At 46.7% G+C, this 18525-nt stretch carries 14 protein-coding genes; 7 read left to right on the forward strand and 7 right to left on the reverse strand.

The window, feature by feature from the left end; all coding sequences use genetic code 11:
- Positions 1–24 precede the first annotated feature (24 nt).
- Both ispD and dnaQ read right to left on the reverse strand, forming a co-directional pair.
- Positions 25–711, reverse strand: coding sequence for a 2-C-methyl-D-erythritol 4-phosphate cytidylyltransferase (gene ispD / locus ACTHSX_RS05795; protein ID WP_440377077.1), 687 nt, complete (start codon positions 709–711; stop codon positions 25–27).
- Complete coding sequence (gene dnaQ, locus ACTHSX_RS05800; protein ID WP_070748775.1) at positions 708–1445, reverse strand: DNA polymerase III subunit epsilon; 738 nt, start codon at positions 1443–1445, stop codon at positions 708–710. Before dnaQ ends, ispD begins: the two co-directional genes overlap by 4 nt.
- 341 nt (positions 1446–1786) lie before the next feature.
- Between dnaQ and ACTHSX_RS05805 the strand changes: the two genes are divergently transcribed.
- The 3 genes from ACTHSX_RS05805 to ACTHSX_RS05815 all read left to right on the forward strand — a co-directional run bounded on the left by ACTHSX_RS05805 (position 1787) and on the right by ACTHSX_RS05815 (position 5238).
- Positions 1787–2263 carry a hypothetical protein gene (locus tag ACTHSX_RS05805; protein WP_003746951.1) on the forward strand — a complete coding sequence of 159 codons (477 nt, stop codon included), beginning with the start codon at positions 1787–1789 and terminating at the stop codon, positions 2261–2263.
- Positions 2264–2405: 142 nt separating this feature from the next.
- On the forward strand, positions 2406–3089 hold the full coding sequence (locus tag ACTHSX_RS05810) for a 16S rRNA pseudouridine(516) synthase (protein ID WP_049348075.1): 684 nt from the start codon (positions 2406–2408) through the stop codon (positions 3087–3089).
- Between the two features lie 784 nt (positions 3090–3873).
- Positions 3874–5238: a sodium-dependent transporter gene (locus tag ACTHSX_RS05815; protein WP_315093626.1), complete on the forward strand. Its 1365-nt coding sequence runs from the start codon at positions 3874–3876 to the stop codon at positions 5236–5238.
- A gap of 60 nt (positions 5239–5298) precedes the next feature.
- On the opposite strand, the gene dld is transcribed toward ACTHSX_RS05815, so the two are convergent.
- The 4 genes from dld to ACTHSX_RS05835 all read right to left on the reverse strand — a co-directional run bounded on the left by dld (position 5299) and on the right by ACTHSX_RS05835 (position 11993).
- The gene (gene dld, locus ACTHSX_RS05820; RefSeq protein WP_440377078.1) at positions 5299–6990 is read right to left on the reverse strand and encodes a D-lactate dehydrogenase; all 1692 of its coding nucleotides are present in this window, start codon (positions 6988–6990) and stop codon (positions 5299–5301) included.
- Between the two features lie 164 nt (positions 6991–7154).
- Positions 7155–9278 (reverse strand): polyribonucleotide nucleotidyltransferase, encoded by a 2124-nt coding sequence (pnp, locus tag ACTHSX_RS05825; protein ID WP_440377079.1) that lies wholly within the window; start codon positions 9276–9278, stop codon positions 7155–7157.
- A 233-nt stretch (positions 9279–9511) separates the two neighbouring features.
- Entirely contained in the window at positions 9512–10375 is an 864-nt protein-coding gene (locus ACTHSX_RS05830; RefSeq protein WP_440377080.1) for a phosphoribosylaminoimidazolesuccinocarboxamide synthase, read from the reverse strand.
- Between the two features lie 163 nt (positions 10376–10538).
- Positions 10539–11993: a calcium-binding protein gene (locus tag ACTHSX_RS05835; protein ID WP_440377081.1), complete on the reverse strand. Its 1455-nt coding sequence runs from the start codon at positions 11991–11993 to the stop codon at positions 10539–10541.
- A gap of 444 nt (positions 11994–12437) precedes the next feature.
- Between ACTHSX_RS05835 and rfbD the strand changes: the two genes are divergently transcribed.
- From rfbD to ACTHSX_RS05855, 4 genes are all read left to right on the forward strand, one after another.
- A complete protein-coding gene (rfbD, locus tag ACTHSX_RS05840; protein WP_440377082.1) occupies positions 12438–13301 on the forward strand; it encodes a dTDP-4-dehydrorhamnose reductase in 864 nt (287 codons plus the stop codon).
- Between the two features lie 150 nt (positions 13302–13451).
- The gene (gene uvrA / locus ACTHSX_RS05845) at positions 13452–16298 is read left to right on the forward strand and encodes an excinuclease ABC subunit UvrA (RefSeq protein WP_440377083.1); all 2847 of its coding nucleotides are present in this window, start codon (positions 13452–13454) and stop codon (positions 16296–16298) included.
- A gap of 70 nt (positions 16299–16368) precedes the next feature.
- Entirely contained in the window at positions 16369–16881 is a 513-nt protein-coding gene (locus ACTHSX_RS05850) for a hypothetical protein (RefSeq protein ID WP_107792054.1), read from the forward strand.
- The gene (locus tag ACTHSX_RS05855) at positions 16847–17452 is read left to right on the forward strand and encodes a helix-turn-helix domain-containing protein (protein ID WP_440377084.1); all 606 of its coding nucleotides are present in this window, start codon (positions 16847–16849) and stop codon (positions 17450–17452) included. The genes ACTHSX_RS05850 and ACTHSX_RS05855 overlap by 35 nt, the downstream gene beginning before the upstream one ends.
- Positions 17453–18127: 675 nt before the next feature.
- Here ACTHSX_RS05855 and ACTHSX_RS05860 read toward each other — a convergent pair.
- Positions 18128–18517: a DUF5339 family protein gene (locus ACTHSX_RS05860; protein ID WP_049344783.1), complete on the reverse strand. Its 390-nt coding sequence runs from the start codon at positions 18515–18517 to the stop codon at positions 18128–18130.
- Positions 18518–18525: the final 8 nt, after the last annotated feature.

Here is an 18525-nt window from a genome sequence, read left to right on the forward strand (position 1 = left end):
CCTTAAATAATGTGTTTTGATTGTTCAGACGGCCTTGAGTAACAATCTGACAATGTATTCGTCTTGCGGTAGCGTCAATTTCAAATTGCGCGTATCGCCCTGCACCAAGCGCGGTCGGATACCCAGTTTTTCAACCGCTGATGCTTCATCCGTAATCTCACTTAAATCATCAACCGATAAAGCACGGTGTAACAAAGCCGTCTGAAAAAGCTGCGGCGTTTGCGCCTGCCATAATCCTGCGCGCGCAACAGTTTCATCAATATGATGAGTGCCGTCTGAGCGCTTGAGCGTATCGGCCACCGGTATGGCCAAAATACCGCCTTCATCATTCTCACCCGCTTCATCAAGCAAACGCGTTAGCGCTTCAGCAGGCAGGCAACAGCGCGCGGCATCATGAACCAAAATATTGTCTTTCGCCTCAGCCAAACCTTGCTCCAATAAAGCGGACACACCATTGCGTACCGTTTCGGCACGACTTGCCCCTCCTACTCGAAAGACGCGTACTTTCTCAGACAAGGCCGTCTGAAAAACTGAATCTTCCGGCGAAAGAATAACGGCAATTAAATCTATACGGGAGTGTTGCTCAAAGATTTCTATGGTATGTTGCAATACGGTTTTACCATTGATTTCAACATATTGTTTGGGTTTTCCTGCACCAAATCGCGCACCGACACCGGCAGCAGGAATCAAAGCAATATTGCGGCGCATCATGCTGACGCTCCGGCATTGGCCTCATCAGAAGTTTCGGCCTTTCGCCATACACACGCTTCGCCTAAATCGTCCAAATATTTCTCATGTGCGGCCAGCTCGTCTGCATTGGCTTTGATGACTTTCAACTGCGACGTACGTTTGGTTTCAGCAATAACGGTTTGTTTGACTTCGCCCTCTTCTTCCGCTTCGCCGCCCATCAAGTCGAACTGCTGACGTGTCATGGCAAGATAGACTTCACCCAAAAGCTCGCAGTCGATTAATGCGCCATGTAAGACACGTTTGCTACGGTCAACGGAAAAGCGGTTACACAACGCATCCAAGCTTGCCTTTTGCCCCGGAAACATTTCACGCGCCATGGCCAGCGTGTCAGTCACTTTGCAACCAAGCTCTTCAATAGAAGGCAAACCCATGCGGCGGAATTCCATATTCAGAAAGCCGACGTCAAACTTGGCATTATGGATAATCAGCTCTGCACCACGGATAAAGTCGGCAATCTGTTTACCCACTTGGGCAAACGGCGGAGCATTCTTCGCTTCCAATACTTCAATCGTCAAACCATGCACCTTCGCCGCTTCCTCCGGCATATCGCGTTCGGGGTGGACATATAAATGAAGGTTGGAGTCGGTCATTTGGCGGTTGATCATTTCCAAGCCGGCAAATTCGACCAGACGGTCGCCGTTTTCAGGATAAAGGCCCGTGGTTTCCGTATCGAGGATAATCTGACGTTGGCTCATGGTTGGTGGTTTCTACAATTATCAAAACGTCCTGAATCATACTGAAGGCCGTCTGAAATGTATAGTCAGCAAAACTTTAGCTGCTTTTCAAATACCCTTTTAACGCTGGATTTGTTCAGACGGCCTTTATTATTTTTTCATCTATTGGCCAGCTATTACTCCAATTTTGAGTAGAAAACCCAATTTCTACAAAATTTTTTAAATTTAATTTCTTTAATAATGAATACCTTACTTATTATTTAAATAATAGGAACAATTATCATTTGCAAATTTAAAAAATCTCCGTATAATACAACCCATCGAAACGAAACAACCGCACCACAGAATGAAAGGAGAAGAAAATGCCCGAAAGTATTTTTAAGCAAGTCTCCCTTGACATTCTGAGACTGCACCAACAAGCCATCCGCTCTTTAATCGCCACCAAGTGTTGCGATGAGTGCGAAGTACACGACGCAGTATTCATTACTTTAGATGGCCGCTATTATGTTTGGCTTCCTTGCATGGGCAAATCGCCCCAATCAGAAACCGGCATCCTGCTGATTGAAGATGAAGACGGCAATACGCGCTTAAGCTGGGTGGCCGACACACGCGAAGTCAAGCAAAAAGACAGTCTGTACAACCGCGTTGTTTCTGCCCTGCAACGAAAAATGCAGCGCACGAAAAACAAGTTTATCCAGTCGGCAAACGCCCGATTGCTCGAACTCACGCCTCAGCAAGGCCGTCTGACGACAAACAGCGAAGATTTCTCGCTTTCACCACATGACTTGATGAAAGCACTTTATCCGGCAACACATCAAATAGGAGAATTTGCCCTGTAACAGTTTTTGGTAGTGGTTTGTGTTCCTTTTGCGCCCCTTAACATTTTAAAGGGGCGATTTTTTTGCCTCTGCTTTTCAGACGGCCTCAAAACCGGTTTTCCAGTACAATAAAGGCCGTCTGAACATTTCCTACTTTTCAACCATGCAACTGCTCAAATACATCCAAGCGCAAGGCCTCGGCAGCCGCAAGCAATGCCAGTGGCTGATAGACAATGACTGTATCGCCATCAACGGCGAAATTCATAATCGTGCCAAAGACGATATCGATCCGTCTCAAGTGCATACCCTGTCTGTTGACGGCGAAGAGATTGCCGCCGTACCCATGCCCTATTTCTACATTTTGCTTCATAAGCCTGCGGATTACGAGACTTCGCATAAACCCCAGCAATATCCGAGCATCTTCAGCCTTTTTCCCGACCACATGCGCAATATCGATATGCAGGCAGTCGGCCGCTTGGATGCAGACACAACCGGCATTATTCTGATTACCAACGACGGGCAATTTAACCACCGCGTTACTTCGCCCAAACACAAAGTTCCGAAGCTCTACCGCGTTACCTTGAAGCATCCTGCCGACGATACCCTTTGCGCTACGTTGAAAAACGGCGTCCTCCTGCATGACGATAATGAAACCGTCGCTGCCGCCGAAGCAGTGTTGGCCGACCCAAACACATTGATGATGACCATTACCGAGGGCAAATACCATCAGGTCAAGCGCATGGTCGCAGCCGCAGGCAACCGTGTCGAGCAGCTCCACCGTGAAAAATTCGGCGACTGGAATGTCGACGATTTGGCCGCCGGAGAATGGAAATTCATCCAAATCTAAAAAAATTCCAAAATTTTGAGATAATTTTTTAAACAAAATGGATTTTTAATTTCTTTAAAATCAACTATCTAAACCTTATTATTTTTATTTAACAGAATTTAACACTAGAAAGACTGAACTATTGTATAATTCGCCTGTCTGAGTAACACTTGCTTCGAGAGAAGTGAGTAAGTGAGTAAGACGTTTTCCCCGTAATGTGTTTGGCCATCTATACTTTCCCCTTAGTATAGATGGTTTTTTTTATCTAAAATTTGGCAACCAAGCGGACGTACTTTCAGACGGCCCTTCCTATCTAAAGAAGCCATCATTGCTAAACCCTATCTCCACTCATTAACTTGCCATTATTACTCCTTTTCTCTTTCTCGTCTCTTCTGCATCAATCTGTGCCGTTTCCATTTCAGACAAATCGTTTTATAGAAAGAAAATCTATCTGCGACTATCCAAGCTAAGGTTACAAGATGTTATTTAGACAGCCTTTAGATAAATACCATCTTTGTTGCCGACATACTTGAAAGCACACCTTGGTGCTATCCAATCTCCTCACAACAACCCTTTCCCATATCCCACTTTTCAGACGGCCTTTATCGTTACGGCTCTTTCAATCATTCATATCGTTCAGACGAATTCTCTGTTTGCAGGTTTCAATACCAAGCAAACCAGAGAAACCCACTAAAAATTCTTCATTACATGGTTTTTTTAACTAATTTTCTTTTCAGACTTTAGTCAAGATTCGTTAAATCTTTGCGGTAAAATGTTGTCTTTATTTTTATGCATCTGAGTATTTATGTCTTCCAATCAACCCCGTCAAACCTGGTCCAACCGTTTGACTTACATCCTTACCGTTGCCGGCGCGACTGTCGGCTTTGGCGCAACTTGGCGTTTCCCGTATTTGGTTGGTGAAAACGGCGGCGGCGCGTATGTGTTTTTATTCTGTATCGCCATGCTGGTCATCGGTATTCCGATGATTTTGGTGGAAAACGTCATCGGCCGCCGTAAAGGCGTGAACGCGCTGGATGCGTTTGGCGGCTCGATGAACGGCAAACCTGTTGCCAAAGTTTGGAAAGCGGTCGGTTGGATGGGCCTGCTCGGCGCATTCGGCATCATGGCTTATTACATGGTGCTCGGCGGCTGGGTCATCAGCTACATCGTCAACATCATCGGCGGCAATTTGGACATTTCCAGCCCGGTTTCCGGCGAAGTTACCAAAAGCTTCTTTACCGAACACATCGAAAACAGCCCTTGGGAAATTGCCTTTTACACCTTCCTATTTGTCGTTGTAAACCAATGGATTTTGGTCAAAGGCGTCATCGGCGGTATTGAAAAAGCGGCAAAATACCTAATGCCTTTGCTGTTTTTATTTCTGATTGCCATGGTCGTGCGCAACGTTACCCTGCCGGGTGCGATGGAAGGGATTACTTTCTATCTGAAGCCTGATTTCAGCAAAATTACCGCCGAACTTTTCGTCTTCGTTTTGGGGCAAGTATTCTTCGCACTGAGCTTGGGTTTCGGCGTGATGATTACCTTGTCCAGCTATCTGGATAAAAACGAAAATCTGGTTCAGACGGCAGTCATTACCGCCATTACCAACACCATCATCGCCGTGTTGGCGGGCTTTATGATTTTCCCGTCGCTCTTCAGCTTCGGCGTCGCACCCAATTCCGGCCCGACTTTGGTATTCCAGAGCCTGCCGATTGTGTTCTCGAATATGTGGGCTGGACCTGTGTTCGCCGTGATTTTCTTCTCGCTGCTCCTGATTGCCGCACTGACGACTTCGCTGACGATTTATGAAGTGTTGATTACGACGATTCAGGAAAAAACCAAAATCCGCCGCACCGCTGCGATTACGATTGTCTTGGCTGCCATCTTCATCTTCGGCAACATTCCGTCTATTTTGAGCTATGGCCCGTGGAAAGACGTTTCCGTGTTCGGCAAAAATATTTTTGATGCCTTTGACTATATCAGCGGCAACATCCTGTTTATGCTGACTGCGCTTGGCTCTGCCTTGTTTGTCGGCTTCGTGATGAAAGATGAAGCGAAGGACGAATTGCTCTACAAAGGCAATCATACCACCGTCAATATCTGGTTTGCCTATGTAAAATACCTCGTGCCGTTGGTGATTCTGCTGATTTTCATCAGCAACCTGTTCTAACAAGCAAGCATATAAAAAGGCCGTCTGAAAAGTTCAGACGGCCTTTGTTTTGACTATGCTTTATTCAGCCCAGTTTTTCTTCTTACTGGTTTTACCGATACCGGGGTTGAAGCTGTTGGTCGGGTCAAGTTTTTTATAGAACTGTTTCAGCGCAGGCTTGGCTTCATACAGATGACCGACATTATGCTCGGCAGGATATTGCGCACCGCGTTGGTCAAGCAGATGGAGCATTTCATGTTCCAATGCCATACAGTCGTTGCCTTTTTTAATGATGTAGTCCTGATGGAACACATGGCACATAAAATGTCCGTAATACAATTTATGGATGATTTTATTGTCGATTTCCGGCGGCAGTGTTTCAAACCAATCACGATCATCACGACGCAAGGCGATATCGAGTGCAACCAAATCTTCTACTTCATCATCATGTACAGAACGGTAACGGATCGCGGCAGACGCCACAGCGAAGCGATGCAGCATGGCCGCCTGCGTTTCTTCGGCATTACATTCGAAGAATGCGCCGCCATGGGTTGCAAAATATTCTTTCAAGAAAGCACGCGCTTCTTCTACGCCCTCGCCACCCATTTTCAAGATCAAATGGTGTTCGTATTTGTCGCGATAATTGCGCATAGATTTCGGCAAGTGATCAGGCAAAATTTTACTGATCAGTTGCATGAATTTATCAGAGAAATGTTTCGGTAAGAAACTTATCTTTTTGCTGAATCTATCCACACGGGCTTTCAGATCAAACAGTTTCGGAAGTTGGTGGGTACCGAACGTCTTGATGATATAAAAAGTATCTTTACCATAAACGGCAGCAATATCAAAGGCATGACGATGGATATACTCACCGGAAATAGGCAGGTTTTTAAACTCGCTCAAAGCAGCACGACGAATATCGGTCAGCTCATTAATATCATTGGTGCCGATATAGAAGACGGCAGTCTGTTTTTCTTGCGGGAAAGTATCCAAGCGCACGGCAAACACCATCAGCTTGCCCGCGCAACCTGATGCTTCGTAGTGACGCGCAGGGTCGGCATTAAAACGTGCGGCAGTCGGTTCATTCACTTGGCGGACATGATCGCAGTATGCATGATCATGCCCTTTGCCTGCATTTTGCGTAATGTCTTTTCGCTGATAATGGAAACCTTGCAGATTGGTCAGAATTTCTTCAGGGGTTTCGCCCAAATCAATGCCTAGATGGTTGACCAGCTCCAGTTTGCCCTCTTCGTTGATTTGCGCAAACAGGGCCATTTCCGTATAAGCCGGGCCACGCTGTACCAAAGCGCCGCCGGAGTTATTACATACGCCGCCCAATACGGATGCGCCGATACAGGACGAACCAATCACGGAATGCGGCTCACGGCCTAAAGGTTTCAGCAGCAGCTCCAATTGATTCAGGGTAGAACCGGGCAGGCAGACAACTTGTTCGTTATTATTAATCGGCTGAATGATGTTCAGACGCATGGTATTCACAATCACGATATCGCGGTCATAATCATTGCCGTCAGGAGTCGAGCCGCCGGTCAGGCCAGTATTGGCAGCCTGCGTAATCACAATGACATCAGCCTCAACACACGCCTGCAAAATTTGCCACATTTCCAAAACCGTACCCGGACGGACAACCGCCAGCGCCTTACCCTCGCCAAAACGGTAGCCTTGTCGGTATTGCTCGGTTTTTGCCGGGTCTGTGATGATGTATTTTTCGCCGATGGTTTGCGTCAGCCGGTTGATTAATTGTGTAGCATTCATTGCATACTCCTTGAGAAATGAATATATTTATTAAATTACAAACATTGTAGTAATCCCTTTTATCAAAGTAAAGGTAAAACCCATTTTTAAATTCATCATTCAAATAAACAAAAGGCCGTCTGAAATTTTCAGACGGCCTTTTGTTTCAAGCTTGAACAATCAAATTATTCGGCTGCTTTGTCTTCGCGAGCAGGCGCTTCCAGCAAAGCTTTGATAGACAGACGTACGCGGCCGCGGTCGTCCACTTCCAATGCTTTCACGTTCACAACCTGACCTACTTGCAGGTAGTCGCTGACATTGCGTACGCGCTCGTGGGCGATTTGGCTGATGTGTACCAAACCGTCTTTGCCCGGCATCACGCTGACAATCGCGCCGACGTTGTTGTCAAGGATTTTAACCACAGTACCTTCGTACACTTTGCCCACTTCCACTTCGGCAGTGATTTCTTCGATGCGTTTTTTCGCCGCATCGCCTGCTTCTTGAGTAGTCGCAGCGATAGTGATGGTACCGTCTTCAGCGATATTGATTTCAGTACCAGTTTCAGCAGTAATCGAACGAATGGTTTCGCCGCCTTTACCAATCACATCACGGATTTTATCTTGGTTGATTTTCATGGTGAACAAGCGTGGCGCGTGTGCAGACAGCTCTTGCGGGCCTGCAACGGCGGCTTTCATTTGTTCCAAGATGTACAAACGTGCTTCTTTGGCTTGAGCCAAAGCGATTTGCATGATTTCTTTGGTAATACCTTGGATTTTGATGTCCATTTGCAACGCGGTTACGCCTTCGGTTGTACCGGCTACTTTAAAGTCCATATCGCCCAAATGGTCTTCGTCGCCCAAGATGTCGGTCAGGACAGCGAATTTGTTGTTGTCCAAAATCAGACCCATGGCGATACCGGCAACGTGTGCTTTCAAAGGCACACCGGCAGACAGCAGGCTCAAGCAGCCGCCGCAGACGGAAGCCATAGAGGAAGAGCCGTTGGATTCGGTAATTTCAGAAACCACGCGCATGGTGTAGCTGAAATCTTCAGGTTCTGGCAATACGGCCAACAAAGCACGTTTAGCCAAGCGGCCGTGACCGATTTCACGACGTTTTGGCGCACCTACGCGACCCACTTCGCCGGTAGAGTATGGCGGGAAGTTGTAGTGCAGCATGAAGCGGTCGGTGTATTCGCCAGAAAGTGCATCAATGATTTGCTCGTCGCGTGAAGTACCCAAAGTTGCAACCGCCAAAGCTTGGGTTTCGCCACGGGTAAACAATGCAGAACCGTGCGTGCGCGGCAATACGCCGGTTTGAATGTTCAACGGACGGACGGTGCGGGTGTCGCGACCATCGATGCGCGGTTGGCCGTCCAAAATTTGGCTGCGGACGACATCGGCTTCCAAGTGTTTGAAAATGCCTTTGATTTCGTTGGCTGCCAAAGTGTCGGTTTCTTCAGTAATCAACGCTTCTTTTACCGCATTCCAAGCTTCGTCCAATTTGGCAGAACGCGCTTGTTTTTGACGGATTTTGAATGCTTCTTTAATGGTTTCACCGGCAATTTCGCGTACTTTGGCCACCAATTCTTCATTGGTTTCAGGTGCTTTCCAATCCCAAACTTCCGGATTGACTTCGTCGGCAAACTCATTGATGGCATTAATGGCCACTTGCATTTGATCGTGACCGTAAACAACCGCGCCCAGCATCACTTCTTCAGACAAGATGTCGGCTTCGGATTCCACCATCAACACGGCTTTGGAAGTACCGGCAACCACCAAGTCCAATTGTGATTTCGCCAATTCGGCTTTAGTCGGGTTCAAAACGTACACGCCGTTTACATAACCTACGCGTGCCGCGCCAATCGGACCGGCAAACGGTACGCCGCTCAACACCAGCGCAGCAGACGCGCCCAGCATGGCAGGAATGTCTGAATCGATTTCAGGGTCAACAGACACGACCATCGCTACGATTTGGATGTCATGGTAGAAACCTTCTGGGAACAGAGGACGGATCGGACGGTCGATCAGACGGCTGGTCAGGATTTCTTTTTCGCTTTGTTTGCCTTCGCGTTTGAAGAAACCGCCGGGGATTTTACCTGCTGCGTAAGTACGCTCGAGGTAATCGACAGTCAGAGGGAAGAAGTCTTGGCCTTCTTTCACTTCTTTGTTGGTAGTAACGGCAACCAAAACAACAGTGTCGCCCATAGATACTTTAACGGCAGCAGCGGCTTGGCGGGCGATTTCGCCGGTTTCCAAAGTAACGGTTTGATTACCGTATTGGAAGGTCTTAACGTGTTTATTGAACATCATTGTTCCTTTCAAAATACCGCACTGCTAAAACACTAATAATGCACACTAAAATCCGAATGTGCATAGTTAGGGTTTCAGACCGTGCGGCAGGTTATAAACAAGCTTTCAGACGGCCTTTAAGGCGCTGAAAACAGCTCTCGATTATAAAGGCAACCATCCTTAAAATCCAGTATTTATACAATAAAAAGGCCGTCTGAAACATATCCTTTTCAGACGGCCTTCAAACTTAAAAATCAATCTTGAGTCAGCAAAGTCAATGCTTCCTGATATTTTTCAACTGTTTTCTGAATCACATCGGCAGGCACTTTAGGCGCAGGCGCTTTTTTGTTCCAACCGCTTTGCTCCAGCCAGTCGCGGACAAACTGTTTGTCAAAAGACGGCGGATTGGTGCCGACTTTGTATTGATCGGCAGGCCAAAAACGGCTGGAATCAGGCGTCAACACTTCGTCCATCAAAGTCAGCGTACCCTCTTCGTCCAAACCAAACTCAAACTTAGTGTCGCAAATAATGATACCGCGGGATTTGGCATATTCGGCCGCTTCCGTATAAAGCTGAATCGCTTTGGCGCGTACTTCCGCCGCCAGCTCTTTGCCGATGATGCGTTCGCATTCTTCAAAGCTGATGTTTTCATCATGATCGCCGACTGCGGCTTTGGTCGACGGCGTAAAAATCACTTCAGGCAACTGCTGCGCTTCCTGCATACCTTCAGGCAGTTGAATACCGCAGACAGAACCGGTTTTTTGATAATCTTTCCAACCGCTGCCTGCCAGATAACCGCGCACAATGGCCTCCACTTTCACCGGAGTGAGTTTTTTAGCCACGACGGCGCGTTTCTCCAAAGCTTTGGCTTCGTTTTCAGGCAAAACATCGTAAACCGTTTGGCCGGTAAAATGGTTAGGCATGATATGAGCCAGTTTTTTAAACCAAAAATTGGAAATCTGCGTCAGAATCTCCCCTTTACCCGGAATCGGATTATCCAAAATCACATCGAATGCAGACAGACGGTCGGAAGCAACCATCAACATACGTTTATCGTCAATTTCGTATAAATCGCGGACTTTGCCGGAGTAGATTTTTTTCAAGCTGATTTCAGACATTTCAGGTATCTCTTTGGTAAACAGAAGAATTTGGTATTTTAGCCCAATTTAGCATCTTTCGTCAGATTGTTTACAAAATAAAGGCCGTCTGAAACCTTATAGCTCGGTTTCAGACGGCCTTAGCCTTTGATTTTAGGGACAAACCCTAAAAACCATCATCCTATCAGATGGCAGGAGCCTGAGTCTGATCTTGGATTTGGTTCACAGCAGACAGAGAGTAGTAGTCGCCGTGGCCGGTTACTTGGTAAGTGCTACCGTCAGCAAACTTGAAGTTTTCAACTTTGTGATCGTTACCGGTGAACCAGTCATCGATGGTGATGCTGTCGTTAGTACCAACAGAAACAGTCAGGTTAGCACCTGATTTGCTCAGCAATACGTCAGAAGCTGCAACGCCTTTACCGAACAACAAGGTGTCATTACCGCTTTCTTCACGGATAGTGTCGTGACCGTAACCTTTGTCGAAGAAATAAGTGTCGTTACCGGTACCGCCGATCAGGATGTCGTTGCCGACACCGCCGTCGAGGTAGTCGTTACCGTCTTTACCCACCAGGCAGTCGTCGCCGGCCAAACCGTACAGATGGTTGTTGCCGCCGTTACCTTCGATGTTGTTGTTCAAAGAGTTACCGGTACCGTTCAGGTTTTGCATACCTTGCAAAATCAGGTTTTCAACGTGATCGGTCAAGGTGTAGTCGATAACGGTACGGACAGTATCGATACCGGCGTGTGCATTGCCGTACTCGATAACTTGGTCGTTAACGTTATCAACGAAGTAAACGTCGTTACCGTCGCCACCGCGCATGATGTCCGCGCCGGAACCACCGTTCAGGTAGTCGTTACCGGCACCGCCTTGCAGGTAGTCTTTACCATCTTCACCGTACAGAGAGTCGCCGTCGGCATCACCGTAAATGGTGTCGTTACCGGCACCGGCGTAGATTACGTCTGTACCGTTGCCACCGTAGATGATGTCTTCGCAAGCAGTACCGTAAATGGTATCTTTCTCATCAGTACCGCGGATAACGTTGCCGTCTTTGCAGTCTTCGGCTCGGATGACATTACCAGGGTTTTTATCTTCGTGACCGTATGAGTTGTTTTGGTTATGGTCGTCAACACAGTCTTTGCAGTCTGGCTCGGGTTTCGGTTCTGGTTTAGGCTCAGGTTTTGGCTCTGGCTTAGGCTCAGGTTTTGGTTCTGGTTTAGGCTCAGGTTTCGGTTCTGGCTTAGGCTCAGGTTTTGGTTGTGGTTTTGGTTCTGGTTGCGGTTCTGGTTGTGGCTCAGGTTTAGGCTCAGGTTTTGGTTGAGGTTTAGGCTGAGGTTTAGGTTGTGGTTTTGGACATGGGATCGGTTTGATCGGATTACAGTTGTAAGGTGGGCAAACCGGAACACATTTATAGTTAGGCGTTTTTGCTGGTGGGCAGAAAGCCGCAATAGCAGAAACCAAACCAGTTACCGCATTAACTACTGACACGCCGACACTGGCAATGCTAGCGATGCTGCCGATGGAAATAGAAGATTTCGCTGCAGGAGCGCAGTAGTAAGAAGAGTAGGAAGCCTTAGGCGCAGGAGCGCAGTAAGAACTAACCAGGGGTCTAGCATAGTACCCCCCGTAACAGTATGCCATAATAATTACTCCCAAAATAGTTAATAAAGATATCGAGCTAGCGGAACGAGCAAATCCGCCCTTGCTCAATTATTATTTTAGTAATATTTTTCAAAATATTTACTCAAAAATATCAAACGGTAGAATTTGCCGATAAAAGGACGGAGTCTCGCCTGTTTTTAAATTCCATTATCCTAGCAACAATAAAAACATTAACATTGATTCACACTCTCTCAAACAGCATAGATCCTTTATCTATCTTGTTAAAATCTGAATTTTAACTCTAGTTATAGTAAACAAACATAATACCGATAAGTGGTTATTATTATGGATAGATAATATCGACAATTCACCCAAATACAGTCGCCTCTGCATTTTGTTCTACGCCAATAATGTGAATTTGTCTTATTTACACTATAATGACACGAATACCTATTTAACAGCTATCAGAGGAGATACTCAACCATGCGTACTTTATTGACCGGAGCCAAAGGCCAGCTTGCCCGTTGTCTGCGCGACCGCCTGCCCGAAGATTGGGAACTGATTGCTACCGATTCTACTTCGCTGGATATTACCGATACCGAAGCTGTGCATCACATGATCAAAAACTTCCAACCAGATGCCATCGTTAATGCCGCAGCTTACACTGCCGTCGATAAAGCGGAAGAAAACGCAGAGGCTGCTTTTGCCGTCAACGCAACCGCCGTTCACAACCTAGCCGCAGCCGCTCGCGCCGCACACGCCCGCTTTATCCATATTTCCACTGATTATGTATTCGACGGCGAAGGCAAACGCCCTTACCGCGAAACCGACTACACCAATCCGCGCAGCACTTACGGTCAATCCAAAGTAGCAGGCGAACTTTTGGCTTTAGCCGCGCATCCGGAAAGTACAATTGTCCGTACTTCATGGCTGTTTAGCGAATACGGCAGCAATTTCGTCAAAACCATGCTTCGCCTTGCCAAAGAGCGTGATTCCCTCTCCATCGTTCATGACCAAACCGGTTGCCCGACTTATGCAGGCGACTTGGCTCATGCCATCATCAGTTTATTGCAACAGCCTACTTCCCCACGCGGTATCTTCCATTACTGTGGCAACAAATCGGCAACATGGTACGAATTTACCAAAGCCATCTTTCAGACGGCCCACCAATTAGATGACAGCTTCCGCATTCCGGAACTGAACGCAATCACCACCGAACAATACCCCCTGCCCGCTCCGCGTCCGGCATACAGCATTATGGATTGCTCACGCCTTGAGACCGAGTTCGGTATCAAACCGTCCGACTGGCACAAAGCCCTACGCGAAATTCTCCGCAAAATCGACTGATAAGCTGATTCATCTATATCAAGGCCGTCTGAAAACATATTTTCAGACGGCCTCTTTGTTTCTTTTATATCAAATGCTTTATCTATCCAGTCTGTCATTTGAAAAGTGCTACAATAGCCGTTTATTTTATTTTTCAGACGGCCTGACAATATGTGCAACCATCATCCCAAACATTCACACGATAATGACACCATCCGCATCCGCGGCGCGCGTACACATAATTTGAAAAATGTCGATTTGGACATTCCGCGCCACAAGCTCGTGGTGGTAACAGGATTGTCAGGAAGCGGCAAATCGTCGCTGGCGTTTGATACTTTATATGCCGAAGGCCAACGCCGTTATGTTGAAAGCCTTTCAGCCTATGCCCGTCAATTTTTGCAGATGATGGACAAACCCGATGTCGATTTGATTGAAGGTCTGTCGCCCGCGATTTCCATCGAGCAGAAATCCACCAGCCACAATCCGCGTTCCACCGTCGGCACAGTAACAGAAATCCACGACTACCTGCGCCTTTTGTACGCACGCGTCGGCACACCCTACTGCCCTGAACACAAGCTGCCGCTGTCCAGCCAAACCGTATCACAGATGGTCGATGCCGTCTTAAAACTGCCGGAAGACACGCGCGTGATGATTCTTGCGCCGGCAGTGCGTGAGCGTAAGGGTGAGTTTGTCGATTTCTTTGCCGACTTGCAGGCGCAGGGTTTTGCGCGTGTACGCGTGGATGGCGAAGTCTATCAGCTTGACGATGTACCGAAGCTGGAAAAAAACATTAAACACAATATCGATGTGGTCATCGACCGCGTGAAAGTAAAAGCAGATATCAAACAACGGCTGGCGGAAAGTTTTGAAACCGCGCTGCGCCACGGCAACGAGCGAGCATTGGCGATGGAAATGGACAGCGGCGAAGAACATTGGTTCTCCGCGCGTTTTGCCTGCCCCGTATGTTCATACAGTCTGCCCGAATTGGAGCCGCGCCTCTTTTCCTTCAACAACCCGATGGGTTCCTGCCCGACTTGCGACGGCTTGGGCAACACCAATTTCTTCGACCCAGAAAAAGTGGTCGCCCATCCCGAATTGTCGTTGGCTTCGGGCGCGATTGACGGCTGGGACAAGCGCAACCAATTCTATTTTCAAATGATTCAATCGCTGGCGCGGCATTACGGTTTCGATGTGCAGGCTGCTTGGGAAACACTACCTGAAAAAGTGAAAAAAGTCGTCTTGCACGGCTCAGGCAAGGAAGTCATTGATTTCACCTACCTGTCCGAACGCGGCACCACCTTCAACCGCAGTCATGCCTTTGAAGGCATCATCCCCAATCTCGAACGTCGCTACCGCGAAACCGACAGCGAAACCGTGCGCGAAAAACTGCGCGAATACCAAAACCACCGCGCTTGCCCAAGCTGCGGCGGCGCACGTTTGCGCAAAGAAGCGCGTTACGTTTACGTCAGCGGCGAACCCTTGCACGAAGTTTCCGCCTGGCCGCTGACCAAAACCCACCAATTCTTTGAAACGCTGGATTTGGACGGCAACAAAAAACAAATTGCCGAAAAAATCCTCAAAGAAATCACCGAACGCCTCGGCTTCCTGATTAACGTCGGACTGGATTACCTGAATTTAAGCCGCTCCGCCGAAACCCTCTCCGGCGGCGAAGCCCAGCGCATCCGCCTCGCCAGCCAAATCGGCAGCGGCCTGACCGGCGTGATGTACGTTTTGGACGAACCCTCCATCGGCCTGCACCAGCGCGACAACGACCGCCTGCTCGCCACCCTCAAACGCCTGCGCGATTTAGGCAACAGCGTAATTGTGGTCGAACACGACGAAGACGCCATCCGCGAAGCCGATTTCGTCGTCGATATGGGCCCCGGCGCAGGCGAACACGGCGGCAACGTACTGATTGCCGACACGCCCGAAAACGTCGCCCAATGCGAAAACTCCGTAACCGGACAATACCTCAGCGGCAAAAAATCCATTGCCGTGCCGTCTGAACGCACGCCCGTCAATCCCGACCGAATGCTCGTCCTCAAAGGCGCGCGCGGCAACAACCTTAAAAACGTTACCCTCGAACTGCCACTCGGTTTGATTACCTGCATCACCGGCGTATCCGGCAGCGGCAAATCCACCCTGATTAACGACACCCTCGCCAAAATCACCGCCCGCGAACTCAACCGCGCCCAAGAAGAACCCGCCCCATACGACGACATCCGCGGCCTTGAACACCTCGACAAAGTCATCAATGTCGACCAATCCCCCATTGGCCGCACCCCGCGCTCCAACCCCGCCACCTACACCGGCCTGTTCACCCCCATCCGCGAACTCTTCGCCGGCGTCCCCCTCTCGCGCGAACGCGGCTACAACGTCGGCAGATTCTCCTTCAACGTCAAAGGCGGCCGCTGCGAAGCCTGCCAAGGCGACGGCGTGATTAAAGTCGAAATGCACTTCCTGCCCGACGTGTACGTCCCCTGCGAAGTCTGCCACGGCAAACGCTACAACCGCGAAACCCTCGAAATCCAATACAAAGGCAAAAACATCAGCCAAATCCTCGACATGACCGTTGAAGAAGCCCGCGAATTTTTCGACGCCGTCCCCACCGTATCGCGCAAACTGCAAACCCTCATGGACGTAGGCCTGGGCTACATCCGCCTCGGCCAGTCCGCCACCACCCTCTCCGGCGGCGAAGCCCAGCGCGTCAAACTCGCCTTGGAACTCTCCAAACGCGACACCGGCAGAACGCTCTACATCCTCGACGAACCCACCACCGGCCTGCACTTCGCCGACATCGCCCTGCTGCTCGAAGTCATAGGCCGTCTGAAAGGTAAAGGCAACTCGATTGTGATTATCGAGCATAATCTGGATGTGATTAAAACTGCGGATTGGATTGTGGATTTGGGGCCGGAAGGCGGAGATGGCGGGGGGAGGATTATTGCTAAAGGTAGCCCCGAGCAGGTGGCGAAGATTAAGGGGAGTTATACTGGGAAGTATTTGGGAGGAATATTATAAATAAGCTATTCTTAAATAGCTCCCATTGTGTGCTATTTTTTGATAAAATAACTTATAGGTTAAGTTGCAAATGACTATCACATTAAATTCATTAACCACAATAGGACATCCAGATCCGAAAATACTCTTTCGAGTTTATCGAAATTCTTGGCGCATTTTTACTTATCATAGTAAGGACCATGATTATTATAAAATTGCAGCAGAAGTTATTCGTAAGGATAAAAAATATATAAATGATCATAGAAACTTACTTACAAACCTTGGAAATCGATGCGAATCAGGGCTACCACTAACTACTATGTATGATGAAAAAGAATTGCATGAGATTTGTAAGGCAAAATGTAGTAATTTGAAAAGTGAGTTAAAAATTTTTAGGATTAGAAAAAATGATTTGAGATTAATTTTTATATACTATCCACCCAATAAGGAAATTATTTTATTAGATTTACTTATCAAGAAAAAAGATAAATATAGTAATGGAGAATTAGATAAGATACGTCGTATTGCCTGCTCTATTTTTACAGATGATGACATTAAAAAAGAACTAAATGATGATGAAAATTATGAAGAACAACTTACCTAGCCATAATGTATTGAATAAAGACAATTTTTCTTATTTATTCGATTTTTCTGATTTTGATACTGTAGATTTATCTAAAGAAAAAATAGCTTCTAGTTTAGCAGCATTAATTTCTTATTCTGGAATTAAGAGAAAAGACCTAGCCAAAAAGCTAAAATGGAAAGAAAGCAGACTAAGTAAAGCTTTGTCTGGTAGGCAAAACCTTACGTTAAAATCCATTACAGAAATAACAGTAGCCCTTGGATATGATTTTGATATTATTTTCCATAAAAACTATGGCATAAAGCCTTATATTCAACCATGGGAAATCAATCAACATAATAGCCATGGTATTTCATCTAAGATTCCCAATACCATTACCTTTATTAATTTAAATATTAATTTTCTTGATAAGAATACAATAAGTTCTAATTTTAATGTTATTAATGGTCTAGAAAATTTGAATTCTAATTTTAATGTTATTAATAGTCTAGAAAATTCGAATTCTAATTTTAATGTCATTAATAGTCTAGAAAATTCGAATGATGGGTCTCCTTATTTATTTAAAAAAGATCTCATTACAATTAACAACTAATAACTCATTTAATTAATAGGATTGCAATTATGTCAAATAATAGTTTTAATTTCAATGGCTATCAGACTATTTTCTGCGATAGAATTATGAGAATGTCAGTCAGTGCCTCCGTGTCTAAGTTAGATTTCGGTAGTTTTACCAACGAGAATGAAAATTCATCTTTAGAAATAACGACAAGATTAGTTATTCCCACTGAAGTTTTAGTACAGACACTTCCGTTATTACTTGAACAAATATCCAATCAAGATATGAAAAATGGCCTAGTAACTGATTTAAAGAAACTAATCGATTATTTGAATAATAATTGATACCTTACATACTGAATAATCTGCAAGCCGTAGCCTGCATATCCAACCGACTGCGTGCGTCGCTGCACCATACACCCTACCTGTGAATTACGCGGAACTTCAAAACCAACGCGTAGGGTGTGTGCGGTACGCACGCACGCGGTTGTTTGATTGACGGCTTGCCGTTTTAATTTTTAACTTCGTTGAAGTTGTTTGATTGACCGTTACGTTTCAACTTTTAACTTTGTTGAAGCTAGCGCTTTCAGACGGCATGAGAAATGGCCGTCTGAAAACTGAAAAAGCTTTATCTAAAACAACCACCCTAACTCACAAAACAAAAAACGGATTCCAAATTATTGGAATCCGTTTTTCTGTAAAGCTATCCGAATTATTTAGCTTCTTCTTTAGCATCTTCAGCAGCTTCTTTTGCATCTTCCGCTGCGTCTTTTGCGTCTTCTTTAGCCTCTTCAGCAGCATCTTTGGCTTCTTCGGCTTTTTCTTCAGGAGTTTCGGCAGCAGGAACGCCTTTCAAAGCGTCCAAAGAAGTTTTACAAGTTGCATCGCGTTGGTCTGCAGGCAGGTTTTTCAATGCTTCTTTGGTTTGTTCGAAAGATTTTTGCATCATGTCTTTGGTTGCGGCATCTACGTCTTTAGTTGCTTCGGCAAATGCTTTTTCGTATTCGTCACAAACGGCAGAAGAAGATGAGCCTGAACCGCCGCCGCATGCTGACAGGGACAGGGCTGCCAACAAAGCCGCCAATAAAGCTGATGTTTTCATGTGTCTCT

The organism is Neisseria sp. P0014.S002, assembly GCF_051958295.1.
In the GTDB taxonomy this organism is placed as follows: domain Bacteria; phylum Pseudomonadota; class Gammaproteobacteria; order Burkholderiales; family Neisseriaceae; genus Neisseria; species Neisseria flavescens_B.